At 50.7% G+C, this 20,799-nt stretch carries 14 protein-coding genes and 1 riboswitch; of the genes, 7 read left to right on the plus strand and 7 right to left on the minus strand.

All coding sequences use genetic code 11. The features are described 5' to 3' along the window. Positions 1-311 precede the first annotated feature (311 nt). Together sbcD and DHN43_RS06850 are read left to right on the plus strand one after the other, a co-directional pair. The gene (gene sbcD, locus DHN43_RS06845) at positions 312-1,559 is read left to right on the plus strand and encodes an exonuclease subunit SbcD (protein ID WP_108818146.1); all 1,248 of its coding nucleotides are present in this window, start codon (positions 312-314) and stop codon (positions 1,557-1,559) included. After that, on the plus strand, positions 1,559-5,308 hold the full coding sequence (locus DHN43_RS06850) for an AAA family ATPase (protein ID WP_108818147.1): 3,750 nt from the start codon (positions 1,559-1,561) through the stop codon (positions 5,306-5,308). Before sbcD ends, DHN43_RS06850 begins: the two co-directional genes overlap by 1 nt. Before the next feature lie 44 nt (positions 5,309-5,352). Here the strand turns inward: DHN43_RS06850 and DHN43_RS06855 are convergent, their stop codons facing one another. Beyond that, the gene (locus tag DHN43_RS06855; protein WP_108818148.1) at positions 5,353-8,562 is read right to left on the minus strand and encodes an EAL domain-containing protein; all 3,210 of its coding nucleotides are present in this window, start codon (positions 8,560-8,562) and stop codon (positions 5,353-5,355) included. Positions 8,563-9,147: 585 nt separating this feature from the next. Between DHN43_RS06855 and DHN43_RS06860 the strand changes: the two genes are divergently transcribed. The 3 genes from DHN43_RS06860 (at position 9,148) to ettA (ending at position 12,946) form a co-directional block, all read left to right on the plus strand. Beyond that, on the plus strand, positions 9,148-9,804 hold the full coding sequence (locus DHN43_RS06860; RefSeq protein ID WP_208994975.1) for a hypothetical protein: 657 nt from the start codon (positions 9,148-9,150) through the stop codon (positions 9,802-9,804). Between the two features lie 356 nt (positions 9,805-10,160). Next, positions 10,161-10,371: riboswitch (cobalamin riboswitch) on the plus strand. A 36-nt stretch (positions 10,372-10,407) separates the two neighbouring features. Next, positions 10,408-11,073, plus strand: coding sequence for an energy-coupling factor ABC transporter permease (locus tag DHN43_RS06865; protein ID WP_108818149.1), 666 nt, complete (start codon positions 10,408-10,410; stop codon positions 11,071-11,073). Positions 11,074-11,296: 223 nt separating this feature from the next. After that, positions 11,297-12,946, plus strand: a complete 1,650-nt coding sequence (ettA, locus tag DHN43_RS06870; protein ID WP_063289978.1) for an energy-dependent translational throttle protein EttA — start codon at positions 11,297-11,299, stop codon at positions 12,944-12,946. Positions 12,947-13,004: 58 nt separating this feature from the next. On the opposite strand, the gene DHN43_RS06875 is transcribed toward ettA, so the two are convergent. Beyond that, complete coding sequence (locus DHN43_RS06875; RefSeq protein WP_108818150.1) at positions 13,005-13,742, minus strand: type III effector phosphothreonine lyase; 738 nt, start codon at positions 13,740-13,742, stop codon at positions 13,005-13,007. A 243-nt stretch (positions 13,743-13,985) separates the two neighbouring features. Further along, positions 13,986-14,885: a glycosyl hydrolase family 18 protein gene (locus tag DHN43_RS06880; protein WP_108818151.1), complete on the minus strand. Its 900-nt coding sequence runs from the start codon at positions 14,883-14,885 to the stop codon at positions 13,986-13,988. A 260-nt stretch (positions 14,886-15,145) separates the two neighbouring features. Between DHN43_RS06880 and DHN43_RS06885 the strand changes: the two genes are divergently transcribed. Next, complete coding sequence (locus DHN43_RS06885) at positions 15,146-15,409, plus strand: hypothetical protein (protein WP_063293931.1); 264 nt, start codon at positions 15,146-15,148, stop codon at positions 15,407-15,409. A gap of 7 nt (positions 15,410-15,416) precedes the next feature. Here the strand turns inward: DHN43_RS06885 and DHN43_RS06890 are convergent, their stop codons facing one another. Together DHN43_RS06890 and DHN43_RS06895 are read right to left on the minus strand one after the other, a co-directional pair. Next, entirely contained in the window at positions 15,417-15,752 is a 336-nt protein-coding gene (locus DHN43_RS06890) for a DUF2293 domain-containing protein (RefSeq protein ID WP_108818152.1), read from the minus strand. Between the two features lie 29 nt (positions 15,753-15,781). Further along, positions 15,782-17,806, minus strand: coding sequence for a diguanylate cyclase domain-containing protein (locus DHN43_RS06895; protein ID WP_208994985.1), 2,025 nt, complete (start codon positions 17,804-17,806; stop codon positions 15,782-15,784). Between the two features lie 392 nt (positions 17,807-18,198). Here DHN43_RS06895 and DHN43_RS06900 point away from each other — a divergent pair, with 392 nt between their 5' ends. Then, the gene (locus DHN43_RS06900; RefSeq protein WP_057465690.1) at positions 18,199-18,825 is read left to right on the plus strand and encodes a helix-turn-helix transcriptional regulator; all 627 of its coding nucleotides are present in this window, start codon (positions 18,199-18,201) and stop codon (positions 18,823-18,825) included. Between the two features lie 24 nt (positions 18,826-18,849). Here DHN43_RS06900 and DHN43_RS06905 read toward each other — a convergent pair whose 3' ends face one another. Together DHN43_RS06905 and DHN43_RS06910 are read right to left on the minus strand one after the other, a co-directional pair. Continuing rightward, the gene (locus tag DHN43_RS06905; RefSeq protein ID WP_063293929.1) at positions 18,850-19,452 is read right to left on the minus strand and encodes a helix-turn-helix transcriptional regulator; all 603 of its coding nucleotides are present in this window, start codon (positions 19,450-19,452) and stop codon (positions 18,850-18,852) included. Between the two features lie 204 nt (positions 19,453-19,656). Continuing rightward, positions 19,657-20,544, minus strand: coding sequence for a LysR substrate-binding domain-containing protein (locus tag DHN43_RS06910; protein WP_063289973.1), 888 nt, complete (start codon positions 20,542-20,544; stop codon positions 19,657-19,659). Positions 20,545-20,799 lie beyond the last annotated feature (255 nt).

A 20,799-nucleotide genomic window follows, 5' to 3' on the forward strand; every position in this document is an offset into this window, starting at 1 on the left:
AATGAACAAGGTAAGCTTTGGTGATCTGATTGTTCGTCATTAGTGAACGAACAGATTCGGGGCGTGTTTTCGGAAAATGCAAAATCCGGCTCTGAATTTCTCAAAAATTTCGCAGGGGGAGGTGCTGGCACAGATTCCTGTGCGCTACTTGTGCCAAAGCCCCTAAATCTGTGGGTTAGCGCCGCGCTTTAAAGACTTCTGTGTAAACCCTATGCCTAATTTGCGGATTGGTTAATGAAAGATTTCTGAGTCATGATGCAGCTGTCCTTCTAAACGGCTGCCCTCAAGGCTTGGAGCGTGGAACAGGTAGTATGGCGTTGAAAATCCTGCACACAGCAGACTGGCATATTGGCCAGAGTCTGAATGGCTGGTCGCGCACCTATGAGCATCAACAATTCTTCATGGAGCTTGAAGAGTTGATTGAACGCCATGAGGTGGACGCGCTGGTTGTGGCAGGAGACGTGTTTGACAACCAGAACCCATCTGCAGACGCCACGCAGATGTTGTATGAAGCTTTGGCGCGGTTCCGCGAGAAGCGCCCGCATCTGGTGACGGTGCTGACTGCTGGCAATCATGACCCCGCCGGACGTGTGGAAGCGCCGGGTGTGCTTTTTCAAAAGATCGGCGTGCAGGCGGTTGGCATGGTGCGCCGAAAGGACGGCTTGCTGGACCTTTCCCATCATCTTGTGCCGCTGAACGATAGCGATGGTGCCGTGAAAGCCTATGTGCTGGCACTGCCGTTTCCTCGGGCGACAGATCTGCCGGGACTGAGCTTCTCCTCTTCTGAGGAAGGGTCTCCTGTGGTGCGGGCTGTGGCAGAGCTTTATGAGGCGGCTGTGTCTCAGGCGCGAGAACAAATTGGCGAGATGCCGTTGATTGCGACTGGCCATTTGAATGTAGTTGGTGGTTATGAATCTGAAGGGGCTGAACGGCGTATTCTGATAGGTGGCGAGCATGCTATGCCGTGGGAACAGTTTCCAGATGATCTGAGTTATCTAGCGCTTGGACACCTTCACAAACCACAGATTGTCGGCAAAGAAACCATTCGCTATTCCGGTTCACCGTTTCCACTTTCTGTTGCTGAACAGCATTACAAGCATAGCGTAAACTTGCTGAGTTATTCTGATGCCGGTGTGCTTTCTATTGAGCGCTTGCCTCTTAGCCGACCTGTGCCATTCCATCGCGTGAAAGGGGATGGTGGTTTGCTGCTGGAAGAGCTGGTGCCAGCCCTTGATGCGCTTGCACTGGATGGGGATTTGCCAGTGGAGCAGCAGCCGTTTGTGCATGTGGATTTGCGACCGCAGGTTTCTGCCGGTGGGCTCAAAGCTGAGGTGGATCAGATCCTTGCGCAATATCCGGTGCGCAGTGCCGGTGTTTCTGTGCTGCGGCCAAAACAGCACGAGCCAATAAGTGCGGAGGCGACAAGCCTCATTCGCCTTTCTGAAATTCAGCCGGATGAGCTTTTCAAATCCGCTTTTGAGCGGGTGCACGGCATTGAGCCGGAAGCCAAACATCTGGACTATTTTTATCGCGCAATCGCAGAAGCGGAGGTTGAGTAATGCGTATTCTAGCGGTGCGTGGCGAAAATCTTGCAAGTCTTGCGGCTCCGTTTGAGATTGACCTTGAACAGGAGCCATTGAACGGGGCTGGTTTGTTCGCGATTACCGGAGAAACGGGCGCGGGCAAATCCACATTGCTGGACGCCTTGTGTCTTGCCTTGTTTGGGCAATGCCCACGTTTGAGCGCTGCGGGCAGCAGCGACAGCGTGCCGGATGTTGCTGGTGCTGAGCTGCGAGAAACAAACCCGCGCACCGTGCTTACACGTGGGGCTGCCTCAGGCTTTGCCGAGGCGGACTTTGTTGGCGCGGATGGAACGGGATATCGTGCGCGCTGGACTGTGCGCCGGGCCCGTAACAAAGCATCTGGACGTTTGCAGAATGTAGAGCGTTCGCTGGTTCGCATTGAAGACAATGCTGCGGTTGAGAGCGGCATCAAACAGGTAGATGCGGCTGTTGAAGAGCGGTTGGGCCTGACCTATGACCAGTTCAAGCGCACGGTTTTGTTGGCGCAGGGGGATTTTGATGCCTTCCTGAAAGCCAATGACAACGAGCGCGCTGCCTTGCTTGAAAAAGTGACGGGTACGCAGCGCTACAGAGATATTTCCAAACAGATTTTCCAGCGCTTTACTGATGCGAAGGATGCAACCTCAAAACTGGAAGAAAAGTCTGATGTGGCTGGTCTTTTAGAAGAGGAAGAACGCACTGCTCTTGTTGGGCAGTCAGAAGAATTGGAAAAGCAATCCAGGTCTGTTCAGTCGGATATGGATGCGATTGCCAAGTCTCTGGGGCATTTGCAAAAACTTGATGAAGCGAAGACAAAGCTGGCGTCTGCGCAGGATGAGTTTGTGGCGTTGAAGGCCCGCCATGAAAATGCGAAGGCCAAGCGGGATCTGAAAGCGCAATTTGAGCGCATCAAGTCTCTTGAGCCTGTGAGCCACCGTGTGGTTGAGGCCGAGAAGGATGTTGCTGGCACCCGTGCTGCTGCTGAAAAAAGCCGGGTGATGCTGGAAGGTGCTCGCAAAGACCTTGCTGGCAAGGAAGAGCAGGCCAAACAAGCTGATGCGGTTTTCAATGAGCTGGAAGCTGAACTTGCCAAGTTGACACCGGAATGGAGTGCAGCTGAGCAACTGGACACCAAGCTGGGTGAGCTTGAGGTTGAAGGCAAACAATTGCGGGACCGCTCTGACACTGCTGTGGCGGAGGCCAAGCAGGCGGACGCAGCGCTGGCAGAGCACACCAAATCTCTGGATGAGCAGAAAGCCTTGCAAGCCACTGTGAAAGAGCAGATGGCGCGATTGAGCGCGACCAAGATTTTGAAAGACCGTCAGGATAGCCTGATTGCGGATCTGGATGAGTTTGAACGGGTTCAGGTTGCGCTGACGAAAGATGCGACGCACCTTGCCCAGATGCGCAAGCGCGAGAGTGAGTTGAGCGATATCCAGAGCACTCTTTCTGCCCAGCTGGAGCAGTTTGTCTCTGATCTGGAAGGGTGTGAAGGCGCGTTTGCTGCCAAGAAAGGCGAGATTTCCGCTCTTGGTCCTGAGAGTGCCCGTAAAAGCATGGAGCAGCTTTCTACGTTCCGTCAGCGGGCTGAAAAACTGCAGGAGACGTCTCGCCACTTTTTGAAAGCCAAGCGCAACAAGCAGGCTGAGAGTGAGACCTGGAAGAAGCTGGTGGACCAGATGACCGGGTTGCAGCAGGCGAAAGGCAAAGCGTCCAGTGAACTGACTTTTCGGGGAGAAGCCCTTGAGAAAGCGCGCGGCCTTTCCACTCTTGCTGAAGCGGCGCAAGGCGATCAGGTGAAGCTGTTGCGCGCCGAGCTGGTAGATGATGCACCATGTCCGGTCTGTGGTTCTGACCATCACCCCGTAGATACACAGGAGGGCCGGGCTGCGTTGGACACGCTGTTCGGCGACGTGTTTCTACAGCGCAAGGAAGCGGAAGAAGCTCGCGCAGCTGCGCAGCGAAACCTAGACGAGATCAACGGACAGCTTGCAGCCTGTGAGGCATCGCAGAAAAATGCTTCTGCGCTGATGGAACGCTATGCCAGTGAGGCCGATGCGCTTCGGGTTGAGGCGGAAAAACAGTGGGCTGCTTTGGCGCCGCCGGTTGAGGTGGCGTTTGCTCTTGATGGCTTGCTCGATGCGCCGGACCTGCTGGACGCTGTGCTTGCGCAGGTGGCGACACATGTTGACGCTCTACGTGCCGTTCTTGTTCAGGAAGACGTGCTGCGTCAAGAGCTGGAGCAGCTGGATGTCAGGCTGCGTGGTTTGCGGGATGCGCACCAGAAAGCCGTTGGTGATCAGGCTCGCAAGGCTGAAGAGGTTTCATCTATCAAGGTAGAGCTTTCTGGCGTGGAAGGTCGTCATACCGAGAACTTTGAGACACAGTCACGATTGGAACAGCGGCTTGGTGAAACGCTGCTGGCTGGTGGCATGGTGTTCGGGTCCCTTGGTGCCGAGTTACCAGCGCTGAAGGCGAATTTGCAGGAGCGCATCTCCACCTGGGAACAACTGGAGCAGCAGGAGGGAACAACTTCTGCCGCGCTGCAATCTCTTGAACAGAAAACGAGTGGTTTGAGTGAACGGCGGGATGGACTGGCCAAATCCTCCGGCGAGTTGCTGAGGCAGTTGGAGCAGCTGCGCGTGCTGCATCAGGAGCGCTCTGCAGAGCGGAAACTGTTGTTGGGTGGGATGGCGACCGGGGCGCATCGGGCGGCATTTTCTGAAAAACACAGCAACGCAAAAGAACGCAAAAATAACGCTAGCAACGCACAAAACAACGCAAGAGAAGAATTTGGGCGCATTGAGGCTGGATTGGCAGCGGCAAAAGCTGCAGAGGTAAAAGCGGCTTCTGCGCTAAGCGACTGTTCTGACAGGTTAAATGCAGAACTTGCGAGCTTGGGGCTGACGAAAGAAGCCTATGACGGATTGCAGGAGCGGAGCTCTCAGGAGCTGGACGCACTGGCCTCAGAGCTGAAGATGCTGGATGACGCTTACTTAGCAACGCAAACGGCTGTTTCCACCTGGGAGAAGGAGCTTGCTGCTGTTGAGGCTCTGCCTTTGCCGGAGAAGCCGCAGGAGGAGTTATCCTCGTTGTTGGAGGCGTCAAAGCAAACGCTTGCTGAGTTGCAGGTAAACAAGGGCGTTCTTTCTGAAAAGCTGCGGGTTGATGCGGACGCGCGGGAAAAAGCCCAGCAAATCATGGGTTTGTTGTTAGAAGCGAAAGAGACTGCCAAGACGTGGGGGGCGATTTCGGAAGCGATTGGCTCTGCGGATGGTTCCAAGTTTCAGAAGGTGGCGCAGGGTGTTACTCTCGATTTGCTGGTGGAGCTGGCCAACAAACAGCTGCATCAGCTTAAACCGCGGTACCAGCTGAAACGGGCTGACTTCGGTCTTGGCCTGTTCGTCATCGACCGCGATATGGGCGACACACCACGCTCTACACGCTCGCTAAGTGGCGGAGAACGCTTCCTTATTTCGCTCAGCCTCGCACTTGCCCTGTCCGGTTTGGAAGGCCGCCAATCGTTCGTTGATACGCTTTTTATCGACGAAGGTTTCGGTTCTCTGGATGCTGAAAGCCTCGACCTTGCCATTGATGCGCTGGAGATGCTGCAGGGGCAGGGGAGAAAAGTTGGCGTCATTAGCCATGTGGAAGCGCTGAAGGATCGAATTCCGGTTCAGGTTCAGGTGGTTAGGCAGGGTGCCGGACGCAGCCGTGTGGCGGTGAATGCACCTGCAGGATGGTGATAAGTCCTGCTGGGTGCTTGTTGTTTCATCACTAGAATGCGGGTTTAGTCGCCTGCGTCAATCATCTCATGATCTTGCTTAGCTGCTTGATTTTCCATCTCTTTTAGCTTCAGAGAAGTTTCCTGCAGTGCTGCGATGTATTGGTCTAAAGCCTGAATTTCCAGGTTTGCATTGCTGACATGTTTTGCCATCTCGCCATCCATCACTTGCGGACGGCCAATCAAAAAGCCTTGCACTTCATCGCAGGATTCATTGCGCAGCAGCTCTAATTCTGGTTCAGTTTCAACACCTTCAGCGATGACTTCCATTCCCAGAGCTTGCCCAAGATCGATGACAGCACGGATGATTGCCGCCAGTTCCGGCGTCTGAGTTACACCGCTGACAAAGCTGCGGTCGATCTTCAGACGATCAAACGGGAAGCGGCGCAGATAGCTGAGGGAAGAGTAGCCGGTACCGAAGTCATCAAGCGCGATGGTGATGCCTAACTCTTTGAGTTGTCTCAAGGTATTGAGTGCGCGGCGGTCGTCGTGGATCAGCACACTCTCGGTGATTTCCAGCTCCAGACGCTCCGGAGACAGCCCACTTCGCGCCAATGCACCTTCAACTTCCTGTATGAGGTACTCATCGCAGAACTGCACCGGACTGAGGTTCACCCCCACACGATAGCGCTCCGGCCATTGAGAAGCTTGCGCACAGGCTTCATTCAGAACCCAGCGGCCAATCGGAATGATCAGACCACTCTCCTCCGCAACCGGGATGAAGTTGTTCGGTCCAATTTGGCCTTTCTCCGGATGGTTCCAACGCAGAAGAGCCTCGAAGCCGACAATGGAACGGGTATCTGAACGTGCCTGCGGTTGGAAGTGGAGCTGAAGTTCCTCATTTTCCAATGCGTTACGCAGGTCGCCTTCCATTGTTCTTCTCAGCAGGATGGCCTCTTCCATCTTGTCTTCGAAGAATGCAAAAGTGTTGCGGCCAGCTTCTTTAGCCTCATAGAGCGCGATATCCGCCTTAGACATCAGCTCATCCGGGTCCGTCCCATGGTCCGGAATCAACGCGATACCGATGCTGGCGCTCGTTCTGACCGTGATGTTGTTGCCAACATGAATCGGCTTTGACAGGACCTCTAATATTTTGTTGGTCAGCAGACCGACTTCAGCCGTTGTCTTCAGATTGACCTGAATGATTGCAAACTCATCCCCGCCGAGACGAGCGACTGTGTCGTGATGGGTGACGCATGCATTGAGGCGGCGGGCCACTGTCTGAATGAGCTTGTCACCGATTGGGTGGCCATATAAATCATTGATATCTTTGAAGCGATCCAGATCCAGCAGCATGACTGCGGAGATCGTTTGTTCTGCGTTTGCCTGGTTTTCGATTGCTTTTTGGAAGCGCTCGCGGAAGTAAGTTCGGTTCGGCAGGCCGGTCAACATGTCATGCTGAGCGAGATGGAGAATGCGTGCTTCGTCTTCTTTTTGCTTACGCATATCACGTACAGCTGAGACACGAAGGTTCTCGTCTGCCACTTCCATCAAGCGACCACGAACTTCAATCGGAATTCGCTCGCCAGACTTGCTTAAAAGCATGACTTCGTTCGGAGTTGGCTCATTGGCCAGAATACTCTCACGCGCTTTTTCGCGAAAGTCTGGCGCGACGTGAGACAGCAAACTGGTCCCACGCATCTCACCTGCCTGATAGTCCAGTAGCTCGTAGAGCACGTGGTTGCATTCCACGATAATACCGTCTGTCGAGATGGCCAGGCCTTCGAATGCACCTTCTGCAAATGTGGCGAGTTTGCTGAGTTCTTCCTGCTGCTTACTGTTTGATGTTTCGCTGATTTTCCGCCGTTTCTCGTCGCTCTGAAGCTTGTCGAGGAACGTGTTGAAGAGCGAAGCGAGACGTTCTTGCGGGTCGCTGTCCCGCACCGGCAAACGCTCATCCAGCTTGGCGTCATGCCAAACCAACTTGCCGATCAAGTTCTCCATCTGGCTGATGGTGCTGACAATCGGCGTATCATTCAGATCGATTTCGTCGGCTTGGCGGAACTGCTTCGCAAATTTGAAGGCCGTAAACAGGAATAGACCTGACAAGAAGGCCCAAAGGATGGTCAGTAAAGCTCCAACTGCCTGAAGTATAAGGTTATCCAGACTGAATCCAGCCAGCGCATGGTCTGCTGGTAGTGCGGTTGTGAAGCCGAAAAGGCCAATCAGAGAGCCAATGCCAAGGCTGGTGTAGTAAATGATGACCTTATGGGTCTTTGACCTTGCGTAGATAATGCGCGCGACTGCTATAGAAGCAGCTGAGGCCGTCAGAGCAATAAGAGCGACGCCTGCAACCGTCAGATGCTGGGCGTTTCCGAGAACGGAGGACAAGCCGCCGATCATGCTCAGCAAAATGGTTGGGTACATGACCTTGCGCGGTGCGAAGAAGCCGAGGGCGACTCCCAATAGTACCGAGACGCCAGTTGCGACAAGGACGTTGAAGATTGCGCTGCCCAGCTCTCCTGAGTAAATGCTTGTGTTACCGACAGAAAAGCCAATGCCGCCAACGGCCATCAGCGCCGCGCCTGCTTTGATCTGCAGCACATTGTAGTTCTGTGTGTTGCGCAGAATGTACTCAGGTAACGCTGGTGAGTTTCTTAGTCCGGTCACTAACATGCCGGAAAAGGCTACGAAGGTTGCAAGCAATGTGACTACGGTACCACCGCCAATCTGCTCGAAACCAACTGACAGCACGGTGTTTTGGCTAATCGGATGAAGCAATAACCCTTGGACACCCTTCAGGTAGGCAGGGTAGATGACCCCGCCGATTGAGAGTGCGAGAATGATCGTTGCACGCAGTGTCAGCTGATGCGATAGAGGCAGATAAGCCAGAACTGCGATCATCGCTGCCATTGCTGCGTGGATTGCAGCGGCGTGGATGTCTCCCTGTGGTCTGAATTCCACTTGAGACTGCCAGAGGATCAATTGTGCCGTTACATCAGGCAAGTTCAGCGTTGTGTCGATGAGCAGGCATGCTGCTGAACTGATGGCGATGAGGAGAAGGGCACGGTTGAAAAAACGGGTTGCCCGCATACGCTCCTGAATAAACAGGCTGGAATAGACAATTAGTATTCCAAGAACACCAAGCGCGAACAATCCAACAGACAATATGGTCCATAGGTTCTGCTGCTGAGTGAGCAGTTCAGCTTGATTGAGCTGATTGTGAAGGCCACCTGTCGCAGGATCGAAAATCGACGCATACGATGACGCTGACATGAAGTGTATCGATAAACCAATTAAAACGAAAAGGAGCAATACAGGAAGTAAGAGGGCTCGAAAATGCATTTGGGTACCCCAGGAAATTCCTCGGCATAATTGTTTGAAATTATTGCGCATTTATTAAGAATTCTAGGGATGAACTGGGTTTAATTCTAAAAAGTATCGAAAAGTGGGGTGCTTATGACGTTTATCTGACACTTACAAAGCAAATTTATGAAAATTGTAAGTAAATGTTTCGTTGAGTGAAATTCTTTATATACGTGAATACTCGTATTTATCTTCAAGTTGAGAGGAAAGAGGGACGGGCTGTCAATTATGATTCTCTTCTCTTTTCACGACAGCATTTGGTTCATTTTTTATGGGCAATTGATGTGCATTGTAGTTCACCATCTTGCTGAAACAACTTTCAGGTGGTCTTGAACGATGCAGTGGTCCAGCTTGTTTTTATACTCAGCGGTTTCGGTTTTGCAGCCAACTGGTGGTGAGCGAGATAACATCTTGCCGAGTTGGAGCTCAACCACAGCGCGCCATGGTATCGTAGAAAGTATTGAGCGTATGGCTCGGGCTGGGAGCCCTGAATATGTGAAACTCGATGACCGTGTTGCTGTTTTGGTGGGCGATGGGGCTTTATGGAGTGACGCTCTGGCTGGCGCGGACAATGAAGTGACGCCACCTGAAGCTGGCGACAGTTTTGGAAGCTTTGCTGTTTATTCTGAGAGTGTACGTGCTCATCTGTCATTACACGGGCCGAAGGCTGTTGGTGCAACGTATAGAGAGTTTGCTTTTCAGCCTCTAAAAGAGCTGGTGGGCTTTTTAAAAGAGCATCACTTTCAGATTTGGGTTTTAAGCTTTGGAGACCATGAAGTAGACCGCACTATGGCAGAATTGAACTACGGGCTTCCGAGGTTTCGGGTTATCGAGGTTACTCCCCACGCAGCGCCGATGTCTTCTACAGACCTTGCCCGAACTATCTGGGAGAGGATAGGAACAGCACCCCAGATTTTTCTTGGACGATCTCACAGTGATCTTGGCTTGCTGAAGCTTGCTGGAAAAGGTGAGGGGGTGCTTAAAATCCAAATTTCTGCCAGCCAAAATGCTTCCACTCAGACACCGGATTCAACTCCTGATGATTCTGGAGAGCAGCAGAACTCCTGGAGCTTTGTGGTTTCTCCTGAGGAGCATTGGCTAAGGAAATATTCGTGGCAGGCACCTTCGGAGAGAACTTATAGCAAGAACTAATAGAAAATACTGAGACTTTCGTTGCAAGATGCACGAGATATATTTGATCTATTCTAGTTTTAATCGATTGAAAATCTGAGTGCTTTTGTAATGTTGAATAATATCCGATGTTTCTGAGGTAATTTTATTTATTTTGATGAAGATCAATGAAGAGATGGGGCACTCTGATATTTCTAAATACAGCTTCGGCTGGCACTCGGATGGGGGAGTGTCAACTTTCTTAAAGGCGTGTACCAACGGGTACACGCCTCTTTTTTTGCCTGCAGCTCTGGCGGGTTACGAAGGCCGTTGCATCCCTCTGATTGTTGCTTATTCCAACTGCCTCTTATTTCTAGTTGTGTCTTCTCTTGTAATTTAGGATATTCCCGCTGTTGGGTTCTGTAGAAGCCAAGCTTCTTGGATGAAAAGGGAATGCGGTAGGGATGACCAAAGATGGGCCCGAACCGCAGCTGCCCCCGCAACTGTTACGTGGTGCGTTCTTCATAAAAGCCACTGGAGATGATCTCTGGGAAGGCGGAGGACGCAAAAGCCATAAGCCAGGAAACCTGCCCGACACGACATAAACTCATGACCGCACGGAGGGTGCGAAGAGGAGCATATTAAATGCATATTGAACCGGGTTACGTTTCCGCCGCCAAGGTTATTGCTGCCAATGCAGGTGCCGTTGGCGTTATTGTCTGGGGCTGCAAAGAGCAGATCTCCGAATTCCTGAAAGAGCCATTCACACCTCTGAAAACGCTATTGGCTGCGGTTTTCTTCTCCATTTTCATGCAGAGCTTCCATATGTCTGTTGGAGCATCGGAACTTCACTTCGTTGGTGCGATGGCGATGTACCTGACGCTCGGGTTTACCCCTGTTCTGCTTGGGTTTGCCATTGGCTTGCTGTTTCAGGCGCTCGCTTTTGATCCGCAGGACATGTACCACCTTGGCGTCAACAGCTTGTCTTTGATGTTGCCGCTGATTGCCGTCCATTACCTGAGTGGCCGTGAGCTGTTTTCCAAAGAACTGACCAAGCGTGTGAGTTTTGCGCAGATTCTGAAGTTGGATGCGATGTATTATGCTGGCGTGACCGGCATGGTTGGCTTCTGGTTGATGATTGGGGACGTTGCTACGCCGTTTACGGCATGGGCGCAGTTTGCCCTGTCTTATCTGGCAATTGTTGCGTGTGAACCATTGGTCACCTTCATTGCAGTGAAGGGGCTCAAGGCCGTTGAAGACAATGCGATTGTTCAGAACCTGACAGTGGTTCCGCAGCTGAAGCTGGCGTAAATTTTTACGAGCTTGTTTGTTATTGGGGCGGCAGAGTAAACCTGCTGCCCTTTTTCTTGCGTGGAAGTGACCAGGTGTTGTCGTGAAATTCTCCGTTTGAGGAGAAAAAGCGACGGATTTGATCATCGCTGAAGTGTTATCGATTGCCCCTTGGCGCTGCTTCCACTATGAGTGCTCTCCAGAGATTTCATTGTTTACACAGATCAGGAGATGCAGGCAGTCCATGGCGCGCCAGTTCATCTATCACATGCACGGGGTCTCCAAGGCCTACGGTGCAAAAAAAGTACTCGACAATATTCACCTGTCTTTCTACCCGGATGCGAAAATCGGTATCCTTGGTCCAAACGGTGCAGGTAAGTCTACTCTTTTGAAGATCATGGCTGGTCTTGATAAAGAGTACACCGGTGAAGCATGGGCTGCAGAAGGTGCCAAAGTTGGCTACCTGCCGCAGGAACCAAAGCTGAATGAGGACAAGACCGTTCTTGAAAACGTGATGGAAGGTGTTGCGCACAAGCAGGCTCTTCTGGATCGTTATAACGAACTGATGATGAACTACTCAGATGAGACAGCCGATGAAGGCGCTCAGCTGCAGGACATCATTGATGCGCAGGATCTGTGGAATCTGGAAAGCCAGGTTGAGATGGCAATGGAAGCGCTTCGCTGCCCTCCATCCGACTCGCCTGTAAATAACCTTTCTGGTGGTGAGCGTCGCCGTATCGCGTTGTGTCAGCTGCTCTTGTCCGAGCCTGACCTGATGCTGCTTGACGAACCAACCAACCACCTTGACGCTGAGACCGTGCACTGGCTGGAACGCCATCTGCGTGAGTTCAAGGGTTCCGTTCTGATCATTACCCACGATCGCTACTTCCTTGACAACGTGACTGGCTGGATTCTGGAACTCGACCGCGGTCAGGGCATTCCTTATGAAGGCAACTACTCCACTTACCTTGGTCAGAAAACCAAGCGTATGGAGCAGGAAGGCCGTGAGAACATGGCTCGTTCCCGCGCTATCAAGCGTGAGCAGGAATGGATGGGCATGACGCCGAAGGGCCGTCAGACCAAGTCAAAAGCCCGTATCAATGCTTATGATGCGCTGTTGACTGCTCAAGAAGAGCGTATGCCTTCTATTGAGCAGATCCTGATCCCTGTTGGTGAGCGTCTGGGTAACAATGTTATCGACGTTCAAGGTGTTTCCAAAGGCTTTGGCGATCGTTTGTTGATTGATGATCTGACCTTCAAACTGCCACGTGGTGGTATTGTTGGTATCATCGGTCCAAACGGTGCTGGTAAGTCGACACTCTTCAAGATGTTGTCCGGTCAGGAAAAACCAGACAGCGGTGAAGTGGTTGTGAGTGACCGTGTGCACCTTGGTTATGTGGATCAGTCCCGTGATAAACTGGATGACAGCAAGACCGTTTGGGAAGAAATTTCCGAAGGTGCTGAAGTGATCTATCTTGATAAGAAAGAGATCAACTCACGCGCTTACTGCTCCTCCTTCAACTTCAAGGGTGCTGGACAGCAGGCGAAAGTTGGTGACCTTTCCGGTGGTCAGCGTAACCGCGTGCATCTTGCTAAGGTTTTGAAGTCAGGCGCAAACGTTCTTCTGCTCGATGAGCCGACCAACGATCTTGACACCGAAACACTTGCAGCTCTGGAAGATGCGCTTGAGAACTATGCTGGTTGTGCCGTGGTTATCTCGCACGATCGTATGTTCCTTGACCGTCTTGCAACGCACATGCTGGCCTTTGAAGGTGATAGCCACGTTGAGTGGTTTGAAGGTAACTTTGAAGACTACGAAAAAGACAAGGTTCGCCGCCTGGGTGCCCACGCTGCAGACCCAAGCCGCATCAAGTACAAGCCACTTACACGCTAAGTCTAGCTTGCTTGAAAGAATTAAGGCCCGCATTTTGCGGGCCTTTTTTGTTGTTTTACTAGATGGTTAGCAGCTCGAAGACAGGTTCACGCTGCAAAGCTTCTGTCTGCGCAGCACCTCCATCGCGGTCGCTTCGAATTTCGTTGCGATAGCTGGCAAAGTCCCAATGGTGTGGAGCAACGTCTGACGCTGGTCGTTCACCAGGTTGGATACCTGCATGAGAGAGTTTCTGCTCGATGGTTTCGACAAAGGATTTATCATTCTTCAAATCTTGCGCCGTGTACTGGGAATCTTCAGCACTTGGGCGCAGGTAAAGAGTAAATTGAGCACCGACTTGTACGCGTGAGCCTTCTGTCACGCGTGTCATGTCGGTTACTTTCCATTTATCGACCGGAGAGTCCTCCGAAAAGAGAAGTGTGTTAATGGCATCAAAGGCTTGTGGTACCTGACTAGGCTCAATGCTTAAATGGATTTTGTCACCCGCAAACTCACCTTTTGCGTTCGGATCAATGCGCTTGGTGTGGATGAAGCTGTCCTGGCTCTCAATATTGAGCGTTCGCCAACCATTGTTCTCTGACCCCCAGCCACTGTTCTTCGCTGCTTCGAAGTTTGGTGGGTTTGCTGCTGGGCGGAATACTGGTGCAGGCAAGTCTTTCACTTGCTGCGCAACAGCGTCCTGCTTACCTGCCAAGCCTCCTGGTTTGTTGGCTTGGTGGTTGGTAGCAGCCTGTTGCTGAGGTTGGTTGAGCTGCAATGGTGGGACTTGCAGTTTAAGAGACAGTCCGAACTTTGGCATGAGATCCTCTCCTCGCTTGAAAACTTGAAGGCCGCGTCATCAGACAGGGCTGTCTGGTCCCTGTATTGCTACAACCTTTGAGGGAGAAGATAGGGAATGTGTAGCGTGCATTACGTGCTGCTCGGCACTGATCACGAAATTGTTTTGGATCGGCGTTTGGGAAACCACTATTTGGTTTTAGGTGGGGTTTTGCTTCTGAGTGGCGGAGCAGGGCCTGCTCCGCCGTTCGCTGATAGCTTAGGATCAGTTACCAAGCGCCTTTGCCATGGTTGCGGCCCATTCATCAGTGCCTGTATCTGAACCGTATTGAGTAGGATATTGCCAACCCATCACGCCGGCAAAGTCAGGTTCTTTTGCGAGTAGAGGTGTGATGAGGTTGTCTACGATCTCATCAGCGGGCAGGTAGCCGTTTACTGCGGCTGAGCCGACGACATTTTGCAGCGTGGTCGGTTTGCCGAGAATAAGCTTGGAGATTGGAACACCGGTTGATGCGATTCCGATAATGCTGGAAGGAAACGTACTTCCGCCAACTGGCTCAGTACCCGCGACTTTTCCTGTCTCCTCTTCAGCTGTTTCACCGACATACCACTGATCGTTGTAGTACTGGATGTTGTAAAGATCGACTGTGTCTCCAGCATTCTTGGCTACATCAACGTACACTTGTAAGTACCCGGCTCCGCCATAAAAGTATGGTGCTTGCGGTGCATGTGTTACGAAGTTCTGGTCTTCAGGAAGTTTTGATTTTAACGCCTTCGATAGATCAACCAGAAAAGTTGGGGCGTCATATCCAGAGTAGTTGGTATCCTCCCAGTCGATATCAACACCATCAAGGCTGTGGTCAGTTACCATCTTAGTCAGCTGTTGCACTGTGTTGTCGAGGTTGTTTGCAAGAGCGGCCCAAGCCGCGGTTGTAAAGACTTCGCCGCCGATTGAAATCAAGACACGCTTGCCAGCTTTTTTTAGATTACTGATCAAATCCGGTGCATTGAACATGGCTTGAAGTTCTGTGCTTGGGGAGAGGTTTCCCGCTTCATCGCTCACAACAAAGCAAAGAATGACTGTTGTATAATCGCTTTGCGCCATCTCAGCGATGAGCTGCGTATTCGTGCTGAGAGCGTAGCCGACAATTTCTTTATTTGGCATCTGATTTCCTTTTTTCTCTTGTGCTCAATGAGCTCGCGTTTAGCTGACGAAAATCAGGAGAGGTCGTGATCTGATAAGTGTGTTTTAGTTAATGCTTTTAGAGTTATGCGCTCGACGTGGGCCTCATGATGGGAGATGAACCATCATCTATATTCATGCTTCATACGTAGATGTGCTGATGTGACGCATGCGCGTGAATGTTAAATTGATGTAAGTCAACTCTGTGTTCTTCCCCCCATCAATCAATAACGGGCACTGTAATGAGCGATACAACTCTGTCTTCTGCTGAAGATCAGCAGGATAATGATCCACTCTTCTTCAAACTTCTTTTCCTTGTTCCAATCATCGGCTGGTTGTTCAAAGATGCTGTGCATGGCAACAGTGAAGCAAAATACTATTTCTGCGCAAACTTCTTTGTTGGCTGGGGTTTGGCAATTGCATTCTTCGGGTATGCTGCGATCATCATCCCTGCACTGTGCCTTGTGGCGCTTGCGTTTACTTGGATTATTGGTGTTTGCCGATAATTTGTAGCTACTGATCTTGCTCGCCGCTTTCATTGGGAGCGGCAAGCAGTTCCCCGGCGGTGATGCTTCCGCCCCATGATGTGATGGTGGCTTCCATCTCATCTGCGACGCAGTAACGAGCAGCGTCCCGGTCCAGACCTTCTTCCAGTAAATCATCGTAGTCAGTATATTGATGGCGCACATAGCTGGTTGTTGCCAGCAGAACCGCAATGTGGGCTGGGAGGTAGCGCAGGTGCTGTTGGTTGGCTTTGCTGCGTATTTCCGAAGCATCCAGAAATGGAACATGCGGAATAAGCGTGCTTAGGGCGTCGCTGATCGCTCGTTGTCTTTTGGTTTTGCTCACACATGATCTCTTTGCGCTGGTGTTGCGCGCTAATTTATCATGGATGATGGCAGGCGCGATATTCTTCTACGTGCCATGTTTGTTTTTACTCTCTGGATGGGATCTGGCGAGATGCCGAGCACGTGCTTCTTGTAAATTTCAGAAAAGCGTTGTTCTGGACCATAGAATGCACCTTGAACGTATTCTGCTCCTAATTTTCTCAGTTTCTCTTCGGTGTTTGCATTTTTGATTTCCGAAAGGATGATCTCGATGTTCAAGGCATGTGCGAACTCAGTTGCAGCGGAGAGTAATCGTGCTGTTTTATCATCTTCAAACAGCCGTTCTACAGAGCCCGCGTGTAGTTTGATGTAGGAGATCTTCAGTTTCTGGAAATGCTCAATCTTCAGCCCGCCGGAGTCAAAGTGGTTGATGCACAATTTGACGCCTGTGTTTGTTAGCTCATTCAGCTGACCAATGAGGATATGAGCGTTGGCTCTTAAGAGAACACGCGAGGGGATCTCCAATGTGAACTTGTCTGGCGACACATTGTTTTCCTGCAGAAGGTAGCTGAGATCATCGCAGAACCCTTCCTTCAACACAGAGGGAACGGGGACGCGGAACAGGAACTCCCAATGTTGCATTGGAGTGTTCTGACAGGCGCGCATGGTGTGAATGATGGCTGCAATTGTTGTCTCGCCAAGAACATTACTGAAGCTGGCGCTGTCGAAGATGTTTGAAAGGTCACATCCACGAGCAATTTCTAAAATCTGAGATGGCCATTCTGGTCGGGCCTCCAACATTCGTATTTGGCTTGTTTGGCCGAACCTTATGGGCTGGAAGATTGTTCCGACCTGGTTTTGCAAAAGTGCCTGTTTTGCGGTTTGCTGAAGGGTGACCTGCCGTTCCAACCGGGTACGCATGACCTGATTGAACAGGCTGGCCCGATTTCGGCCCCTCTTTTTTGCATGATACAGAGCTGTGTCGGCACTATCCTGCAGTTCCTTCACAGTGTTTGCGTGGCGTGGGAATACCGCAGCGCCAATGCTGACCTTGGGTCGTATTTCGCTGTGCTCATGATAGATCGGATGACTGAGAGATACTGGCAATTCTTCAAGCAATACTCTGATCTGATGACATGTGGTGTCTTCCAGGAGCAATGCAAATTCATCGCCGCCCAATCTGAGAGCTGTGACGTTTTCACATTCCATCTGCTTCAAACGGTCAGAAATAGCCACCAAAGCCGCATCGCCTGCAGCGTGCCCGTGAGCGTCGTTGATGACTTTCAAATGATCCAGATCGACATAGAACAAGGCCACGCGTTGATCTGGGTTTGTCACGCTTTCTATGGCGTCGGAGATAAGCTGCTCAAAGCTCTCTCTGGTTCGCAGGCCAGTCAACGGGTCAATATTGCAGACTGTGAAGATTTCTCGCGGATTGGCTTGCTCTGGTGGCAGTAAGTATTTTGTTGCCACCTTGGCATTGACTGAGAGTGTGCTGCACAAATCGTTTGTTGAGAGGATGCGGAGCAGACCGGGAACGAGAATTCGTGCCAGGTTTCTGAAGCTTTTGAGCTTTTTGGTCAGGTCTGCATTTATGAGTTGATCTGAAGGTGTGGTTGGCTGGAAATGTGTTCTGGGAAAGTGGGCAGTGTTGTTTGCGTCGGACTTGCAGAGAATACCCACGACGGCGATCACTCGCTCGTGGAGGGAGAGAGGCATGAGTGCGATGAACTGCGTTGCGAGATGCGGTGACCTGGCTGTTGAGGGTGCGTCTTCGCCATTAAACCTATGTGGGAAAATCTGCACATCATCTCCGCAGATTGGGAGTTCCGTAATCTTGGAAAGCAGATTGTTGAGCTGGTTCTTATAGGGCTGAATGCTATCGGAAACGAAAAGCTCTGAGCCACTCCCTGTTTCTGATTGATTGACCATGATGAAGGTCGGGAGCTCGAACAGTTTCTCGTAAACGCGCAGGACAGACTGAGCGAATGGCTGCGGGGGCATCTCTACTGGATGCAGGTTCGTTTTATATGCCGGGTACTCGATATTGTATTTTGTGTTGCCTGCTTCAGACATCATTCCCACCACTATCAACCAATTATTTACCACGCCCTTATTGATAGGGATTATGTGCTTTTACGCAAAAGGAAAGCGGGGGGCTCTGTGAGAATTAAGGGGCAAGCTTTATGTGAATACTATAAAAATACTAGGTAAATTTTAGGAAAATGGGGATAAGCACCTTCTATTTTTCTGATTTATATGAAAAGTGAAATTTCTTATTTGTGCATTACATATGTAGAAGAGTAATTATGATGCATAATCTCTTATGGTTCAAAGACAATACTATTTTATGGGTAAGTTATCAGTGATTCCTTCGTGTTGTTTTCTGATGTTGGTGCACTACAGCTTTTACTTTATTAGGAAAGCTAAAACTTTTCATATAATTTCGATTGTGCTATGAGATGCCTATGAGTGACCGTACGAAAGATCGTTTGATGTACGCGCTGAAATCGCGCGGACCGAACACAGCTGCAACCATGGCCAAACATTTGGGCGTGACGGCTGTGGCCGTGCGTCAACATCTTGATGCGTTGCTGGAAGCGGATCTTGTTGAGTTTGAAGACCTGAAAGGGACTGTGGGGCGTCCTCGCAGAACCTGGCGTCTTTCTGAGACAGGCAACAGGAAGTTTCCTGATAACCATAGTGGTGTGCTGGTTGATCTGCTTGGAAACATCAAAGACCTTTATGGGGAAGAAGGACTCCAGCGCCTCATAGATGCGCGGGCTGATCAATCCCGGAAGTCCTATCTAACTGCGATGAAGTCTGCAAAGACCCTGTCTGACAAGCTACAATGCCTTGCTGAACAGCGCAGTGAAGAAGGGTACATGGCTGAGGTTCTGAAGGATGGCGAGAATGGCTATCTGTTTGCAGAGAACCATTGCTCTATTTGTGCTGCAGCCCGGTCTTGCCAACACTTTTGTCGATCAGAGCTTGATTTGTTTCAGGAGGTTTTGGGAGATGATGTACGCATCGAGCGTGTTGAGCATATCCTGAAAGGTGACCGGCGTTGTCTCTATAAGGTCTCACCCAACTAAGCTGCTCGCGACCTCACGTTCTTTTTAAACCAGAATTGACAGAAGCATTGCCAGTTCCACGCGACTGCTTACGTTAAGCTTTGCGTAGATGTTCTTGCGGTGCGTACGCAGTGTGTTCTTCGTAATATCCAGATCAGCGGCAATCTGAGGCTCTGTTTGTGTGCCAGACAGCTGCTCCAGGACAATCGCTTCCTTATCCGTCAGGCGGAAGAGGGCGGTTGCCTTTTGGATGTTGATTTGCTGCTGGATTTCCAGATCCGTGACGAACAGAAAGAAGAGATCGTCGAATTCAGTATCGACCAGGCGTATGTCTATATGGATCGGGCGCAGAAATGCTTCATCTCTTCTGAGGACGAGCTCTTGCTGTACATCCAGATCAATTGTTGCTGTGGCCAGACTTTGTGCGTTCTGGAACTCGCGCTGGTGGCTCGGGTCGGTGAACTCTAGCCGTCCGGTGCTGACCTTGATCTGAGGTGTTTGCTCAAACAAGCGCTTTGCAAACTCGTTACATTGCAGGATGGTTCCATTACCTTGAATAATGGCCACGCCCTTTTGTAGCCGGTCAAGGCTGTCTGCAAGAAACTTGCAGAATGCTTGGTCTACAATATGGGCGGTCTCTTGGTTCAAGCTAGTGGATTCCTGTTTTACACCGAGCAACTAAAACCGGCTGATGGCGTAATAGTGTGCATTTGAGTGGAAGGAAGTTCATCTTAAAAAGAGTCGTTCTTCTAATCCATATTCTATAGCTTAGTGAGAAATCGATAATACGTATGCAGTTGCACGGTATATTTTTCGGTTATTCACAGCAACGGGTTAAATTAACTCGTTTCATTAGTTGGTGACGTTACGCAAACACCTTGCAAGTGCCATGTAATCCTCGCTTTTAGGTGAAGTTTTTCGCCAAATTAAACCTATCCTACGGGAAGGTTGAGGCTCTGCAAACCGCAAAAGTGTTATGCGATCGTCTGCGATTTCTGTATCTGCGCAAATTTCAGGCAGGACAGTGACGCCATATCCGGCAGCGACCATGTGCAGGACAGTTGCTATACTTGTTGCGCCTACGTTAGCTGATTGATTTTGACCAATTGCTCCACAAAAGCTCAGTGTTTGATCTCTGAGGCAGTGTCCTTCTTCAAGCAGCAGCAGGTTCTCACCATGCAGGTCATCTGGTCCCATCCTCTTACGCTCATCTATTTTGCGTGAGCTGGACACAGCTAAAAGGAAATGATCTTCAAAGATAGGTACTTCTTCAAGCTCTGGCTCTTCGATGGGAAGGGCTGCGAGAACAACATCCAGGGTGCCGTGCTTTAGCTCGCTTACCAGAGATGCTGTCAAAGTCTCGCGGAGATTGAGCTGAAGATCAGGATATTGCTTGATAAGAGCGGGTAGCAGCTTGGGCAGAATGTATGGTGCAAGTGAAGGGATGACACCGAGGCGGATGATGCCGCTCAGCGGGGATGCTGCGTGTTTTGCATAATCCTTAAGGTCCTGCATTTCTCGCAGGATCTGGTTGGCTCTTCTGGCAATTTCTTCACCTTCCGGCGTGATCCGGATCGAACGTGCGTTTCTCTCGACAAGGCAAAGACCTAGCTCTTTCTCGAGATCCCGGATCTGCATGGAGAGTGCAGGTTGGGAAACACAGACTTCTTCTGCGGCATTGCCAAAGTGGTGATGCTGTTGCACGGCGAGGAAATAGCGGAGTTGTTTGAACGTAAGCATAAGGATCAGGATATCTTATCAATATAAGAAATTGAATTCACATGTTCTGATCTAATTATTACTGGATTACTGACTTGAAATCATGAAGGGGTGTTGCACTCCATGGTTGCTGGCATGGTGCGACTCAAAACGGCTGGTTTTACGAAATTGACCTTTTGGTAAGGAATTGGGTGAGTGACAGGCCTTAAAACGTTGATGCTGTTACTCATAATTTGGGGACGCTTTGATAAAAAGAACGCATGTCGCAAACAAGTC

Origin of the sequence: Pseudovibrio sp. Alg231-02 (assembly GCF_900143565.1) — a bacterium.
In the GTDB taxonomy this organism is placed as follows: Bacteria; Pseudomonadota; Alphaproteobacteria; order Rhizobiales; family Stappiaceae; genus Pseudovibrio.

Excerpts from the sequence above, each read along its gene's own strand:
- DHN43_RS06880 (WP_108818151.1), bottom strand. The coding sequence starts at position 14,885 with ATGCCAAATAAAGAAATTGTCGGCTACGCTCTCAGCACGAATACGCAG.
- DHN43_RS06910 (WP_063289973.1), bottom strand. The coding sequence starts at position 20,544 with ATGCTTACGTTCAAACAACTCCGCTATTTCCTCGCCGTGCAACAGCAT.
- DHN43_RS06850 (WP_108818147.1), top strand. The coding sequence starts at position 1,559 with ATGCGTATTCTAGCGGTGCGTGGCGAAAATCTTGCAAGTCTTGCGGCT.
- sbcD (WP_108818146.1), top strand. The coding sequence starts at position 312 with ATGGCGTTGAAAATCCTGCACACAGCAGACTGGCATATTGGCCAGAGT.
- DHN43_RS06865 (WP_108818149.1), top strand. The coding sequence starts at position 10,408 with ATGCATATTGAACCGGGTTACGTTTCCGCCGCCAAGGTTATTGCTGCC.
- DHN43_RS06885 (WP_063293931.1), top strand. The coding sequence starts at position 15,146 with ATGAGCGATACAACTCTGTCTTCTGCTGAAGATCAGCAGGATAATGAT.
- DHN43_RS06895 (WP_208994985.1), bottom strand. The coding sequence starts at position 17,806 with ATGTCTGAAGCAGGCAACACAAAATACAATATCGAGTACCCGGCATAT.
- ettA (WP_063289978.1), top strand. The coding sequence starts at position 11,297 with ATGGCGCGCCAGTTCATCTATCACATGCACGGGGTCTCCAAGGCCTAC.
- DHN43_RS06855 (WP_108818148.1), bottom strand. The coding sequence starts at position 8,562 with ATGTCAGCGTCATCGTATGCGTCGATTTTCGATCCTGCGACAGGTGGC.
- DHN43_RS06900 (WP_057465690.1), top strand. The coding sequence starts at position 18,199 with ATGAGTGACCGTACGAAAGATCGTTTGATGTACGCGCTGAAATCGCGC.
- DHN43_RS06875 (WP_108818150.1), bottom strand. The coding sequence starts at position 13,742 with ATGCCAAAGTTCGGACTGTCTCTTAAACTGCAAGTCCCACCATTGCAG.